General features: G+C 40.1%; 11 protein-coding genes, 1 tRNA gene and 1 riboswitch. Of the genes, 6 read left to right on the top strand and 6 right to left on the bottom strand.

The window, feature by feature from the left end; all coding sequences use genetic code 11:
* Positions 1-20: 20 nt before the first annotated feature.
* Positions 21-833, bottom strand: a complete 813-nt coding sequence (gene flgF / locus HGJ18_RS01980; protein WP_253698305.1) for a flagellar basal-body rod protein FlgF — start codon at positions 831-833, stop codon at positions 21-23.
* 283 nt (positions 834-1,116) lie between these two features.
* Between flgF and HGJ18_RS01975 the strand changes: the two genes are divergently transcribed.
* Entirely contained in the window at positions 1,117-1,977 is an 861-nt protein-coding gene (locus HGJ18_RS01975; protein ID WP_002677466.1) for a flagellin N-terminal helical domain-containing protein, read from the top strand.
* A gap of 56 nt (positions 1,978-2,033) precedes the next feature.
* Here HGJ18_RS01975 and HGJ18_RS01970 read toward each other — a convergent pair whose 3' ends face one another.
* From HGJ18_RS01970 to HGJ18_RS01960, 3 genes are read right to left on the bottom strand one after another with little or no spacing between them, the layout of a single operon-like run.
* Positions 2,034-2,738 carry an orotate phosphoribosyltransferase gene (locus HGJ18_RS01970; protein ID WP_253697435.1) on the bottom strand — a complete coding sequence of 235 codons (705 nt, stop codon included), beginning with the start codon at positions 2,736-2,738 and terminating at the stop codon, positions 2,034-2,036.
* Positions 2,739-2,749: 11 nt separating this feature from the next.
* The gene (locus HGJ18_RS01965; protein WP_253697434.1) at positions 2,750-3,628 is read right to left on the bottom strand and encodes an NAD(P)-dependent oxidoreductase; all 879 of its coding nucleotides are present in this window, start codon (positions 3,626-3,628) and stop codon (positions 2,750-2,752) included.
* A 56-nt stretch (positions 3,629-3,684) separates the two neighbouring features.
* The gene (locus HGJ18_RS01960; protein WP_253697433.1) at positions 3,685-4,521 is read right to left on the bottom strand and encodes a formate/nitrite transporter family protein; all 837 of its coding nucleotides are present in this window, start codon (positions 4,519-4,521) and stop codon (positions 3,685-3,687) included.
* 139 nt (positions 4,522-4,660) lie between these two features.
* Positions 4,661-4,847: riboswitch (cobalamin riboswitch) on the top strand.
* 308 nt (positions 4,848-5,155) lie between these two features.
* Here HGJ18_RS01960 and HGJ18_RS01955 point away from each other — a divergent pair.
* Positions 5,156-6,397, top strand: coding sequence for a Glu/Leu/Phe/Val family dehydrogenase (locus tag HGJ18_RS01955; RefSeq protein WP_253697432.1), 1,242 nt, complete (start codon positions 5,156-5,158; stop codon positions 6,395-6,397).
* A gap of 73 nt (positions 6,398-6,470) precedes the next feature.
* Here the strand turns inward: HGJ18_RS01955 and HGJ18_RS01950 are convergent, their stop codons facing one another.
* Positions 6,471-7,904, bottom strand: coding sequence for an MGH1-like glycoside hydrolase domain-containing protein (locus HGJ18_RS01950; RefSeq protein WP_253697431.1), 1,434 nt, complete (start codon positions 7,902-7,904; stop codon positions 6,471-6,473).
* Between the two features lie 117 nt (positions 7,905-8,021).
* Complete coding sequence (locus tag HGJ18_RS01945; protein ID WP_366793303.1) at positions 8,022-9,968, bottom strand: hypothetical protein; 1,947 nt, start codon at positions 9,966-9,968, stop codon at positions 8,022-8,024.
* Between the two features lie 55 nt (positions 9,969-10,023).
* On the opposite strand from HGJ18_RS01945, the gene HGJ18_RS01940 reads away from it, so the two are divergent.
* The 4 genes from HGJ18_RS01940 (at position 10,024) to rpmB (ending at position 12,562) form a co-directional block, all read left to right on the top strand.
* Positions 10,024-11,457, top strand: a complete 1,434-nt coding sequence (locus tag HGJ18_RS01940) for a tetratricopeptide repeat protein (RefSeq protein WP_253697429.1) — start codon at positions 10,024-10,026, stop codon at positions 11,455-11,457.
* A 7-nt stretch (positions 11,458-11,464) separates the two neighbouring features.
* Complete coding sequence (locus tag HGJ18_RS01935; RefSeq protein ID WP_253697428.1) at positions 11,465-12,109, top strand: 5-formyltetrahydrofolate cyclo-ligase; 645 nt, start codon at positions 11,465-11,467, stop codon at positions 12,107-12,109.
* Between the two features lie 129 nt (positions 12,110-12,238).
* Positions 12,239-12,311, top strand: a tRNA-Asn gene (locus tag HGJ18_RS01930).
* A gap of 59 nt (positions 12,312-12,370) precedes the next feature.
* Entirely contained in the window at positions 12,371-12,562 is a 192-nt protein-coding gene (rpmB, locus tag HGJ18_RS01925; RefSeq protein WP_253697427.1) for a 50S ribosomal protein L28, read from the top strand.
* Positions 12,563-12,588: the final 26 nt, after the last annotated feature.

Raw genomic sequence — 12,588 nt, 5'->3', positions numbered from 1 at the left:
ACTTAACCTACCTTTTAACCTTATTTTTTAACTGCTTCGTTCCATAGTTTGGCCATCATTGTATCTTCGGCCTGAATGGATTTTTGATTGGCCTCATAGGCCCTGTTTACTTCTATCATCCTAACCATTTCGTTTACGACATTTACATTGGAAGCTTCGATAAAGCCCTGCACTACAACGGGACGGGACGGGCCCTCGGCAGCAATAGCTTTTCCCGAAAGAGGTGTATCCAAATAAAAGCTTGATCCGTTTTTGCTTAAGTATCTGTCATTTTCAAATTCCACTATTTTTAAGCGGTCCAGATAAGAGGAATCGCTTTCGGGCTCGGTGATTGGGCGTACGTAGATTTGTCCGTCTTGGTTGATCTTATATTCCATGTCCTGTAAAAAGATGCGGCCGTTTTCTCCCATAACGGGATAGCCTTCCTTAGTCATAAGGTAGCCTTCAACACCAATCATAAAATTTCCGTTTCGGGTATACTTTTCTCCATAAGGAGTTTCAACGGCAAAAAAGCCCTGTCCTTCCAAGGCTAAATCGGCCGGAGAGCTTGTCTGTTTTAAAGAGCCTTGCTCAAACTCGGTAAAAATCTCGTTAGTTTCAACGCCGAGCCCCAGTTTTCCTATAATGGGAGCTATGTCCGATGAGCCGAAGGGATTTTTTATTACGCCGTCATCATTCAGCCTTCTTAAAAGCAATTCGGGAAAAGACTTTTGAATGGAAACATCTCTTTTAAAACTGGTCGTATCCAAGTTAGCCAAATTGTTTGAAATAACATCCAACTGACGCTGTTGAGCAAGCATTCCGCTCGCCGCAGTATACCAACCTCTTACCATATAACCACCTCTTATATGATTTTCGGCATTGTAAAATTTTTTTTTAGAAAAAGAAATATAAAATTTTTGCAAAATTTCGTTAATCAAAAACACTCCGCACGAATAAAAAATCCTAACTTTTTTCTTAAGTCTTTTTTTAGTTCTCCGATAAATGAATTAAGCACAGCTTAAATTTTAATGTGCTTCCGTCTTCTGCGGAATGACAGAGGATCCGGAAATGACATATCGGCAGGGATGCCGCGGGAATTTTAAAATTGCCGAAAATCACCAAAGGAGTAGGAATATGATCATTAATCACAACATGAGCGCTATGTTTTCACAGAGGACATTGGGTCACACCAATTTGATGAACCAAAAAAACATAGAAAAACTTTCTTCAGGTTTACGCATTAACCGAGCGGGCGATGATGCATCCGGTTTGGCCGTATCAGAAAAAATGAGAAGCCAAATCCGCGGTTTGAATCAAGCAAGTGCCAACGCGCAAAACGGCATTTCTTTTATTCAAGTTGCAGAAGCTTTCCTTCAGGAAACTACAGATGTTATCCAGAGAATCCGCGAACTCAGCGTTCAGTCTTCCAACGGTATTTACTCGGCAGAAGACAGATTGTACATTCAGGTTGAAGTATCTCAGCTCATCGCTGAAGTAGACCGAATTGCAAGCCACGCACAGTTTAACGGTATGAATATGCTTACCGGAAGATTCGCTCAAGAAACCGGAGAAAATACCGTAACTGCTTCTATGTGGTTCCACATCGGTGCCAACATGGATCAGAGAACTCGAGCTTACATTGGAACAATGACAGCTAAGGCTCTCGGCGTTCGCAATGTCGGAGATGAATCGATTATGACAATCGATACACCCGAAACAGCTAACCGCGCTATCGGTACCCTTGATGAAGCCATCAAGAAGATCAACAAGCAAAGAGCCGACCTTGGTGCATACCAGAACAGACTCGAACTCACTGTTGTAGGTATCAATATCGCAGCAGAAAACCTCCAAGCCTCCGAATCACGAATCCGTGACGTAGATATGGCTAAGGAGATGGTAGATTATACCAAAAACCAGATTCTCACACAGTCCGGTACAGCAATGCTTGCACAGGCAAATCAGGCAACTCAGAGTGTCATGACCTTGTTAAGGTAAGCTGTAAACAGTTTGACGGAAAAGCGGTTCTTTTTAGAACCGCTTTTTTTTATTTTTTAGACCTTGGGAAAACCATGTTTTTCGCCCCAACCGAAGGGATCGAGCCTCCATTCGGCAAGGCTCTTTTTATTTTCTTCGCTTATATAGTTTTGCTTTACGGCCTCATCCAGCATAATATCATAGTTTAAAATAGTAACCGGAATACAGGTAGGATTCAGTTCGAAAAAGGCTTTTTCGGCTTCTGCAAATCCGTAAGAAAAGATAGCAAAACAAAATGGAACCTTTCCGTTTGCATTACGCACGGCCTCAACAGCCTTGATGGAGCTTCCCCCCGTCGAAATTAAATCTTCAACAACAAGAACATCGGCACCTTTATAATCCGCATTGGCACCTAAACCCTCAATCTGATTTTTTAGGCCGTGATCTTTTCCGCCTGAGCGTACATAGGAAACGCTTTTTTGCAAGAGGTCACCCAAACTTACGGAATGAGGGATTCCTGCCGTTGCTGTTCCTGCAAGCCATTCGGGGTCAAAGTCAACCGCTTTTAAAAGCTCTGCGAAGGCTTCGGCTATAGTACGGCGCATCTCAGGCAGGGCTAAAAAACGGCGGTTGTCGTTATAAATGGGCATACGGTAGCCTGATGCCCAAGTAAATGGATCATTGGGAGAAAGCTTTAAGGCTCCCAACTCAAAAGCCGTTTTAGCCAAAAGCGGCCCATATTTTTTTTGAACCTCTGCAATTTTCTTTTCATCTTTGTACATAAGAGCTTCCTTTAAATAGTTTTATAGTACTCGTAGATGGCCTGTGTTCCTTTTTCGGCATAGCCTTCTTCATTCATCTTGCTAAAGAAATTTTGTGCAAGTTCCAAAACGGGAATGTGCAGTTTGAGTTCTTTTGCAACATTTAAGGTTATGTTTAAATCCTTTAAAAAGTGCTTAATATAAAAACCGGGAGCAAAATCTTTTTGAAGCATCTTAGGCCCGTTGTTTAAAATCTGCCAACTTCCTGCAGCACCGCCCCCGATAGCCGAAAGCATTTTTTGAGGGTCAAGGCCTGCGGCCTCTGCATAACAGACAGCTTCGACCGTACCGAAAAGGTTTGCGGCGACGGCTATTTGGTTTGCCATCTTAGTGTGCTGCCCTGCCCCTGCACCGCCTTGAAGAGCCCAAGTTTTTCCCATGCAGGCAAAAAAAGGTTCAAGCTCTTTAAAGGCTTTTTCATCTCCGCCTGCCATAATCGAAAGGGTGCCGTTTTTAGCTCCTATATCTCCGCCTGAAACGGGAGCGTCTACAGAAAAACATTCTTTTTTCTTTGCCTCATCATAAATCTTTTTTGCCAAAATCGGACTTGAGGTCGTCATATCGGCAAAAATCGTTCCGGGCTTTGCGGTTTTTAATAAGCCCTTTTCTCCGAAATATGTTTCTTCAACATCTTGCGGATAGCCGACAATCGTAAAAATGATTTTACAATTGGGAGCAAGGCTTGCCGGATCATCATACCAAACAGCCCCCTTTGAAAGAATCTCTTCGGCGGATTTTTTTGTACGCGTAAAAACATGCATCTTAGCACCGGCCGCTCTTAATCTTTCGGCCATGCTCTTTCCCATAACTCCAAGGCCTATAAAGCCCACATCGCAATTTTCAACATTCATAATTTAAATTCTCCTTATAAAATTTTTTGCAGGAAGCGGCAGCTTCCGAAAAAAAGTTATTTTTTCTTATAACAAATCCAATAAAACATTCCGACAAAAAAGGCTCCGCCTATTATGTTTCCGAGAGTAACGGGCATTAAATTCTTTATAAAAAAATTAGCCCAATTTATATTTGAAAGAGCCTCGGCAGAAAGGCCTGAAGCGGCAGCATAGGCCGGAACGCTTTTCGAGAAAATCCCCGCAGGGATATAGTACATGTTTGCAACACTGTGCTCAAAACCGGAAGTTATAAAAAGCCAAATCGGGAAAAAGGCGGCAAGCATTTTTCCGGTCATATCCTTAGCGCCATAGCAGAGCCAGACCGCAAGGCAGACCAGCCAATTACACATAATTCCTAAAAAAACAGCCTGCACAAAAGAAAGCGAAACCTTGCCGTAAGCAATTTTTATTGTAATCCCGCCCAAAAGACTTGCACCGCTTGAAAGCTGTCCGCTTTTTACGATTAAAAAAGCAATAAAAATAGAACCTATAAGGTTCCCGATATAAACGGCAAGCCAGTTTTTAAGCATTGCAGTAAGACTTACTTTCTTTTCTAAAACGGCTGCAATTATCAGGTTATTGCCCGTAAAAAGTTCGGCTCCGGCAAGGAGCACCAAGATAAGCCCTACAGGAAAGATAAGCCCTGCAACGAATTTTCCAAGGCCGTAAGTTTCAGGCTTGGCAAAAAGTCCGCAGGCCGCCATATTTGAGCCTTCCGAAGCAAAGGCAATAAAAACCCCTGCCAAAAATCCTAAACAAAGCAGCTTCCACACCGGAGTTGAAGCCTTTGCAATACCCTTTTGCACCGTAACTTCCAAAATCTCGGCCGGATCACAATACATTTTTTCAGACATACACGCCTCCCTAATACCACTATAGCCTGATTATATCATAGAATAGAGTATTTTTCAATTATCAATGTGTTGAATCTAGATTGGAATACCGATTTTGGTATCTTGACTTATTTTTTATAAAAGTATAGAATTACGATTAAATAACGGTTTCGGTCTTGGTGCTCCTTTTAGCTAAGGAGTGAAAAGGGAATCAGGTGAAAGTCCTGAGCAGTCCGGCTGACGTAAGTGAGAGAGTTGGTTTTCAAAATGCCACTGGTTTATTCCGGGAAGGCGAAAATCAATGATGACCTCCGAGCCGTAAGACCTGCCAATGACTATGAGGGTAAAATACAGGTTTTGCCCGTGCCGCACTCTGCTTGGACTCATGAGTTGCAGCAAAATTTATCGTGTTAATCATATTTATTTCCTCTATTGCTCCTTGAGCTGTTTGAAGATTTTGTCAAGTTTTCTTCATTTTGGCTTTGAGTACATCCGATTGATACCCTTGGGTGTACATTTTGAGGAAATCTAAATCCCTTTGCGGACCGAAATCGTTTTTCTTTTTTAGCTCAAAATTCGAATTTTTCCCCCTATAACTTTTAAAAATACAGATTTTAATGTATAATCATCATAAACTATTTTTAAGAAGGATTTTATGGCGAGTACATATGAAAAACTTTTAACCACAATAACGGAAGCCGCAAAAACGGCTAATCTGGAAGAGGACGATTACATATCCCTCTTAAGCCCTGAAAGAGAGATGCATGTTTCAATACCCGTAAAAATGGACAACGGAAAAATCAAGGTTTTTAGCGGATACAGGGTTCAGCATTCTACACTAAGAGGCCCTGCAAAGGGAGGAATAAGATTTCACCAAGATGTAAATATCGATGAGGTACGATCCCTCTCTGCATGGATGACCTTTAAATGTGCAGTTGCCGACATTCCCTATGGAGGCGGAAAAGGAGGCATTTGCGTAAATCCTTCAAATCTTTCAGAAACGGAACTTGAAAAGCTGACAAGAGGCTACACAAGGCGGATTGCATCTTTTATAGGCCCTAAAACGGATATACCGGCCCCGGATGTCGGAACAAATGCAAAGGTTATGTCTTGGATAGTAGACAGCTACAGTGAATATGCAGGAGAATTTACTCCCGCAGTTGTTACGGGAAAACCTCTTCCTCTCGGCGGGTCTAAAGGACGAGTAGAAGCCACAGGCCGGGGAGTTCTTTTTGCAACGAGGGAAATTTTAAAGAAACTTAATAAAAACTTAAAATACCAAAGCGTAGTTATTCAAGGTCTTGGAAATGTCGGCGGCGTTACTGCAGATCTTTTTTATAAAGAGGAAGCCAAGATAATTGCCTTAAGCGATACAAGCAGTGCAATATACAATGAAAAAGGCTTAAATATTCCTCAAATACTCAAACATAAGAAGGAAGGAAAAAAACTGAATTCTTTTGAAGGCGATTTTACAAGACTCTCCAATAAAGAACTATTGGAACTTAAAGCCGATATTTTGATTCCGGCTGCCCTCGAAAATCAAATTACCGAAAAAAATGCATCAAATATTAAGGCCTATATAATCATCGAAGCAGCAAACGGCCCCGTCACCCCTGAAGCCGATAAAATCCTCGAAAAAAAGAATATTATAACGGTGCCCGATGTTCTTGCAAATTCGGGAGGCGTAATCGTTTCATACTTTGAATGGGTGCAAAACCTGCAAGGCTTTTATTGGACGGAAGAAGAAGTCAACAAGCGCCTTGAAGATAAGATGATTGAAGCCTTCAAACTGGTATGGAACGTAAAAGAAACCTATAAGGTCAGCATGAGAAAGGCCGCCTATATTAAGGCCTTAAAAGAACTTGTAGAAACTCAAAAAGTAAAGGGAATTAACTAAACCGTCAATAAACAAAAAGCAGCCTCGACATTTTAAGGCTGCTTTTTTAATTTAAAATCGAAACAAATTCAATTTAAAGTTTATCTATCAGCATTGAACACTTACCCGACGGAATCGGCAAGGTCTTCTTCTTTTCGTTTAGGATATTTATGGTAAAATAATAGAGCTTTTCGCTTTCCATATGTATTTCCCATCCCCTCTGGCTCTTGGACGAAAGAATAGTGATCAGGTTCCTTTTAAGGCTTAAATTTTCGATACCCATGACTTCAAGATTGGGAACAGTCCAGTTGACAGTCTTACGCGGAAGACTTATCGAAAGACCTATAACGTTTTCTATCATCAGGCTGATTGTAGAAAGGCCTACGCTCAAAAGGTATTGTTTACGCGGAAAGGCAGGTTTTCCCTTCCATTGGGCGGGGCCTTCTTTGACAGGAGAATAGGCCTCCCATAAAAAGCCCTGTTTTTTTGAGTTTCCTGCGGGCGAAAGGGTTTCAAGCACATAGTAAAGGTGCCTTATAACGCACTCTCTCGCTATCTCCCAGCGGTTATATTTTTCCAAGCCCTTTACGACAACAAAGTTCAAAATAGGGAAGACGCTGCCGCAGGCACCGTTTCCGTTTTCGTCATATTCAGGCTCATTTGCAGCAAGACTGGGAAAGGGATGATCAACCCCGAAAGTTTTAGGATTGGATAGGTGTTCTACCAGACGGGCAGCCTTATCCTCATTGGGAATCTCGGCAAGCATTGGCCAAAAACCGGCAAGGGTCTTCTTCTTTATCTGCTTACCCTCAGCATCGAGATCATAATAAAAGCCGTCTTCTTCATTCCACATCATGGAATTAATTCTGGTTTTTATCGTAAAATACAACCTCTTATACTGAAAATCTATTTCTTTGTCGTTTAGTATATCTCCCAAGGCAGACATATAAAGGGCATTTACCGCAAGGGCCGAATTAAAATCGGTTAAAAAAACGGACTCTTTTCGGGGCGTATTAGGCATATTGACTGTTTCAAGGGGGCTTTTGTACAGACCGTTATCCGACTTAAACATTTTGTCAATCCAGTCCATGTACTTAATCAAAACAGGCATAATATCCTTTACACGTTTTTTGTTTCCCGTCTTATGATAAATATTGTACTCAGCCCATGCAAATAGGGGCATACCCAGCCCTTCCGGATTATCCCTCTTTAAAACAGGTTCCTTTGTATCAAAATCATATCTATTGCGTATGGCTCCGTTTTCTTCCTGCCTGTCATAAAAAAAGTCGAGAGCAGAATTCGGTGTATAATTCTTATTGGAATAAACAAAGAAAAAAGAAGAAAATATAGTTTCATATTGATTCAAAAAATTGCCGTCCGCTTCGGGATAAATAAAAAAGCCCTCGGTACCCTGTTTGCCGTCGCCCGCCGAATGCCAAAAATCATGAACCCAAGCCCATGTTCTATCATAAATGTCCACGAAATCTTGATCGTAAAAATGAACGCGCGGAAAATCTCTTTTATTCACCTTAACTCCTTATTTTTTTGCAAGACAATATATAGTATATCATATTTTTACAAAAAAGGGTAGTTTTTTAGCAATATTTATAAAAAAAGTTTTAAATCTGAAAAAACTCTCGTTTAATTAATTACCGGCATTGGAAGTTTCTTCTTTTTCCTCGGCGGAACCTGAATTTTCAGCCGGAGTACCATCTTCAGTACCGATTCCGCTTTCAGCACCCTCTTGAACTGAAGGCATCACAGGGATCGGTTCAGGCGGGCGGCCTAAAAAGAGAACAATATCTTCATCATCCTTTTTATGCTTCATTTTTAACAAAAGAGTACGGGTTCTTTCATCATAAACATAGCCTGAAGAATTATATATCTCAAATCTGGGATCCGTTCTAAAATCGATTTCATGGATTTGTATCCTATAAAATGGACGGATACCCCTTATAATCATGTAATGAGTATCTCCTGCCTTAGCCGAAATTCTAAAACCGAATATTTTTGCATCGTTTTTAAGCACATTTATATCGCGTGCAGATGTCCAAGCCCAAATACCGGGCTCGGCCTTTAAAGCCAAGGACTCTTCATGGGGATAGTAGGGGTTATCCTTAACAGCGGCAGGGTACAGTTTTTCGGCATGGAGAATCAAGGCATCATTAGCCATAAGCCCTAACTTCTTTGCTTTATCGCCTTGAATATCGAAGGAAGCAGGTAAACTTGAAGAATTTCCTCCAAGAGAAAAGATGGAAGAATACAGTGCCTGACCTACAGCCTTCCATGTCCCCTTATCGGGATATGAACTTCCATAACGGATTAAAATAGAAGCAGCTCTCAGAGTTTTTTCGGTATCTATGGTCTTTTTATCGGAAGAAATATACAGTCCCTCATCTATAGAAATCAGAGAATCTTTTAATACCGTCTCACATTGTTCGGAATTTTTCATAAAAAGATTTTGTTTATTAGGAAAATAAAAAGCGTAATCCATTGCAGCTTCCAAAAAGCCTGCGGCAAGAAAAGAGTTTAAATCCTCTTGCTTTGCATTAGAAGCTATCTTTTCCAAGGCAGAAATTAAATTTGCCCTTGAGTTGTTTATCAAAAACGGAATAAGGGCTTCCCTCTCAAATACGGAAATTTCAGCCCTTGCTATGCCCGATTCAATACCGGATAAGAGCTTTCTTTGGTAAGCAGCAAGGCTGTTATCGTTTTGTGCAAGATTACCGTAAAATGTAGACGATATATAGCTGCGTTTTTCCTTAGACAAAAGAGAAGACGGAGCAGAGACAAGAGCCTTTGCGTATTCGCCGTTAAAGGCTTTTTCGGCTATATATGCCGTCAAAAGCTCTTCATTATAATTTCTTGACGAGATCACGCTTGAAAAATAATCCAAAGCCTTTTCTCGAAATAATTGCTTCGTTTTGCCGTATTCTTCGTCACTTGCAATAGGGATACGGCTGATAGAATCAAAGTCTAAACTTTCAGATTGAATATAGGTTTCATACAGGGCTGTTTTTTTTGAACTTGAAAGAATAAGGTGGGGAAGTTCCGATGTATCATCGGAATTTCCAAAACCGTAACCGCCTCTGAAAATAAACCGATCTTTTCCATACCTTAAAAATATTTGTTCATCCTGCCTTTCAAGACGGGCCGATTGAGTCAATTTCCAAGGAAAATAAACGGTTTCTATCTCTGACGGCATAGAAACGGAAATTCTTACCGTTTCAACTGTTTCCGAAATGTATGAGGTAAAGTCTATCAAAACATCGTTAGAACAGATAACACTAAAGGAATCTTCGGTTCTTTTGTACTCCAAAACCTTCAGGCTAAGCTCTTCGTTATTGCTCGTTTTTGCAGTAATGGGAGTCTGATCCGTAATGTAAAAATCCAAACCGTTTGCAACTATATGGAGAGGTAAAAGAGGCGTTCTGTTTCCTGTTTCATCAACCTCATCCCGTCCGGAAACGGACATGGCTCCTATTGTATAATAAAAAGTCTTACCTATGGTAAACTGAATGACAAAAATGCCGAAAATAATTAGTATATACAATATAGTTAATGCAATCATCCTACTTGATTTGTGCTTCATAATGTTATAGTTTATATAAACTAAGGAATAATTGCAATACTTATAAGGAGTTATTATGAAAATAACCAAGCAAATTTTTATTTATTTTAGTTTTTTGATGGCTGCCGCCCTCTTTTTTTCATGCAAAACAACTGAAAAGGCCGTAAAATCCCCTGAGATTGAAGAGACAAAAAAAACCGAAAAACCCGGCAAAAAAAGTCCGAGAGAAGAATTTAATGATAAACTTACTCAACTTTCTAAAAAGGGAGATTTAGAGGGCATTTTAAAATTGATAGATGAATCGGACCCTGAACTTACCAAAGATTTTAAGATACAATATCTAAAACTTTCCATACTCATTTCTATGAGGAAAACAAAGGAAGCGGAAACTTTTGCAAATGAACTTTCCAAGGCCTATCCGAATAATACCGACATTCTTTATGCCCAAGTTATGCTGGCCCAAGCCGAAAACAATCTACAAAAGAAAGATCAATATTTGAAAAAAATATTGGCAATAAACCCTAAAGATTCAAGGGCCTTAACCGAACAGGGTTTGGATTTTTACTCTGCCAAAAGATACAATGATGCCAGAAGAAAATTTATAGAAGCTTATAAGGCTGATCCTAAATGTACTGAAGCCCTTATAGGCCTGGGACGCATAAACTATCTTGAAGGAAAACTTGACCAAGCAGAAGCAAATCTAACGGCAGTTTTGGAGCAAGAACCGAATAACAGCACAGCCCTTGCAGAACTTGCCCGTATAAAGTCGGAAACAAACAGAATGTATCAAGCTCTTCAAGATATAAATAAGGCGGCAGAACTTGAGCCTAATAACCCCGGTCATTGGAATGATATAGGCTCTTATAATCTTACAATAGGCAGAAAAGAAGAAGCAAAAAAAGCTTATGACAAGGTTATAGAGCTTACGCCCGATTCCTACGTAGCCTATATCTACCGTGCCGGCATAAACGATGAACTCGGCTACAAAGAAGACGCCCTCGCTGATTACATAAAGGTATGCAACCTTTATCCGCCTTATTATTTTGCACTGGAAGGAGCCGGTATCTTGCTTTGGGAAAAAGAAGACTGGCTAAATGCAGGAACTGCATTTTTAAAAGCCTTAAACAAGGCTCCGGCCTCTTATCAATATGCGCTTTTGTATACAATAAGCCTCTATAAACAAAATAAAAACGTGGATGCAAAAAAATTTATGCAAAACTATCTAAAATCAATCAATCGTACCGAAAAAGAAAACGAATACTTTTTATGCCGCCTTTTTATAGATTTTTCAGGAGATAGTGAGCTTATAAACAGGGCAACAGCAGAAACCGACATGGTAAAAAAAGGGAGACTGTTTTTTTATCTCGGAGAATTTTACAATCTGACCAAAAAATACACTCTTGCAGAAAAGTGCTATGTTCAAGTAATGTCGATAGAAAATCCTGCCTTTTTTGAATACCGTTTTGCAAAAAAAGCCATGGATGAATTTAACTCAAGCACCGGGAAATAGGCTAAAAATGCTTAAAGAAGAAAAAGCCAAGGTACGAAAACTCATAAAAGAATATTTTAAAAGCCCTAAAGTTAAAAGCCTGATACAAAAAGCCGAAGAGCTTCAAAATACCGAAGAATATTGTAAGAATTTTTTAAATAAAATACCGAAATACAGCGAAGCCAAAACCGTTTTTGCTTATCATCCCATAAAAGAGGAATTCCCTACATTGGGGCTTTTAAGGCAGGCAGCAGAGGACAAAAAGACTATAGGCCTCCCCCTCGTTTTAGGTAAGGATTTGGTATTCAAAAAAATGGAATTTAGAAACGGTAAGATAGAGCCCGTTCAAATCGGAACCTTCGGTATTATGGAGCCTGCCGAAGACGCCTTAAACCTCTTTCCTCAAACACAAGAAGAAAAAAACTTTCCTTTGGAGCTTCCCCTCTTGATTTTGGTTCCCGGAAGGGCCTTTTCAAAAAAAGGAGAGCGGATGGGTAGAGGAGGAGGTTTTTATGATCGGTTCTTTGAAAAGCTTTTTAAAAGCATAAAAAAGGAAGAAGTCTGCCTTGCAGGTCTTTGTTTTTCGGGACAAATTTTAGACACAATCCCCATGGGAGAATTTGACCATCCTGTAGACCTTGTCGTAACGGAAGCGGAGGTTTATTCGTGCTGAGGTTAATTTTAATCAGAACAAATAGCTCTGCTTAAAATAAAATTTGATAAAATTATAAAAAATACGGTTTTTCTATTGACATTTTATAAGAAATAGTGTAATATCCTAAAACTTCCTAATTGGAAACATTCCCCTGTAGCTCAGTAGGCAGAGCAAGTGGCTGTTAACCACTGGGTCCGTGGTTCGAACCCGCGCGGGGGAGCTATTCGAATGACGGCTGGCCTTTCCAAGGTCAGCTGATTTTTTAAAGGTAGGTGCGATATGTCAAGAGTATGTGAAATTTGCGGAAAAGGCTCTTTGTCAGGAAATTCGGTAAGTAAGTCCAAAATTCACACAAGAAGAGTTTGGAAGCCCAATCTAGTGAATGTAAAAACAGAAATCGGCGGCAGAACTCTAACCATTAAAATGTGTTCTCGATGCTTAAAAAGCGATTACGTTACAAAGAAAGTTTAGTTTTTTCTTAATTTACTCCTTTTTAT

The organism is Treponema denticola (genome assembly GCF_024181405.1).
In the GTDB taxonomy this organism is placed as follows: Bacteria; Spirochaetota; Spirochaetia; order Treponematales; family Treponemataceae; genus Treponema_B; species Treponema_B denticola_D.
This window is presented reverse-complemented; position numbering and strand designations above follow the sequence as displayed.

Excerpts from the sequence above, each read along its gene's own strand:
- HGJ18_RS01940 (WP_253697429.1), top strand. The coding sequence starts at position 10,024 with ATGAAAATAACCAAGCAAATTTTTATTTATTTTAGTTTTTTGATGGCT.
- HGJ18_RS01945 (WP_366793303.1), bottom strand. The coding sequence starts at position 9,968 with ATGAAGCACAAATCAAGTAGGATGATTGCATTAACTATATTGTATATA.
- HGJ18_RS01975 (WP_002677466.1), top strand. The coding sequence starts at position 1,117 with ATGATCATTAATCACAACATGAGCGCTATGTTTTCACAGAGGACATTG.
- HGJ18_RS01965 (WP_253697434.1), bottom strand. The coding sequence starts at position 3,628 with ATGAATGTTGAAAATTGCGATGTGGGCTTTATAGGCCTTGGAGTTATG.
- flgF (WP_253698305.1), bottom strand. The coding sequence starts at position 833 with ATGGTAAGAGGTTGGTATACTGCGGCGAGCGGAATGCTTGCTCAACAG.
- HGJ18_RS01955 (WP_253697432.1), top strand. The coding sequence starts at position 5,156 with ATGGCGAGTACATATGAAAAACTTTTAACCACAATAACGGAAGCCGCA.
- HGJ18_RS01970 (WP_253697435.1), bottom strand. The coding sequence starts at position 2,738 with ATGTACAAAGATGAAAAGAAAATTGCAGAGGTTCAAAAAAAATATGGG.
- rpmB (WP_253697427.1), top strand. The coding sequence starts at position 12,371 with ATGTCAAGAGTATGTGAAATTTGCGGAAAAGGCTCTTTGTCAGGAAAT.
- HGJ18_RS01960 (WP_253697433.1), bottom strand. The coding sequence starts at position 4,521 with ATGTCTGAAAAAATGTATTGTGATCCGGCCGAGATTTTGGAAGTTACG.
- HGJ18_RS01935 (WP_253697428.1), top strand. The coding sequence starts at position 11,465 with ATGCTTAAAGAAGAAAAAGCCAAGGTACGAAAACTCATAAAAGAATAT.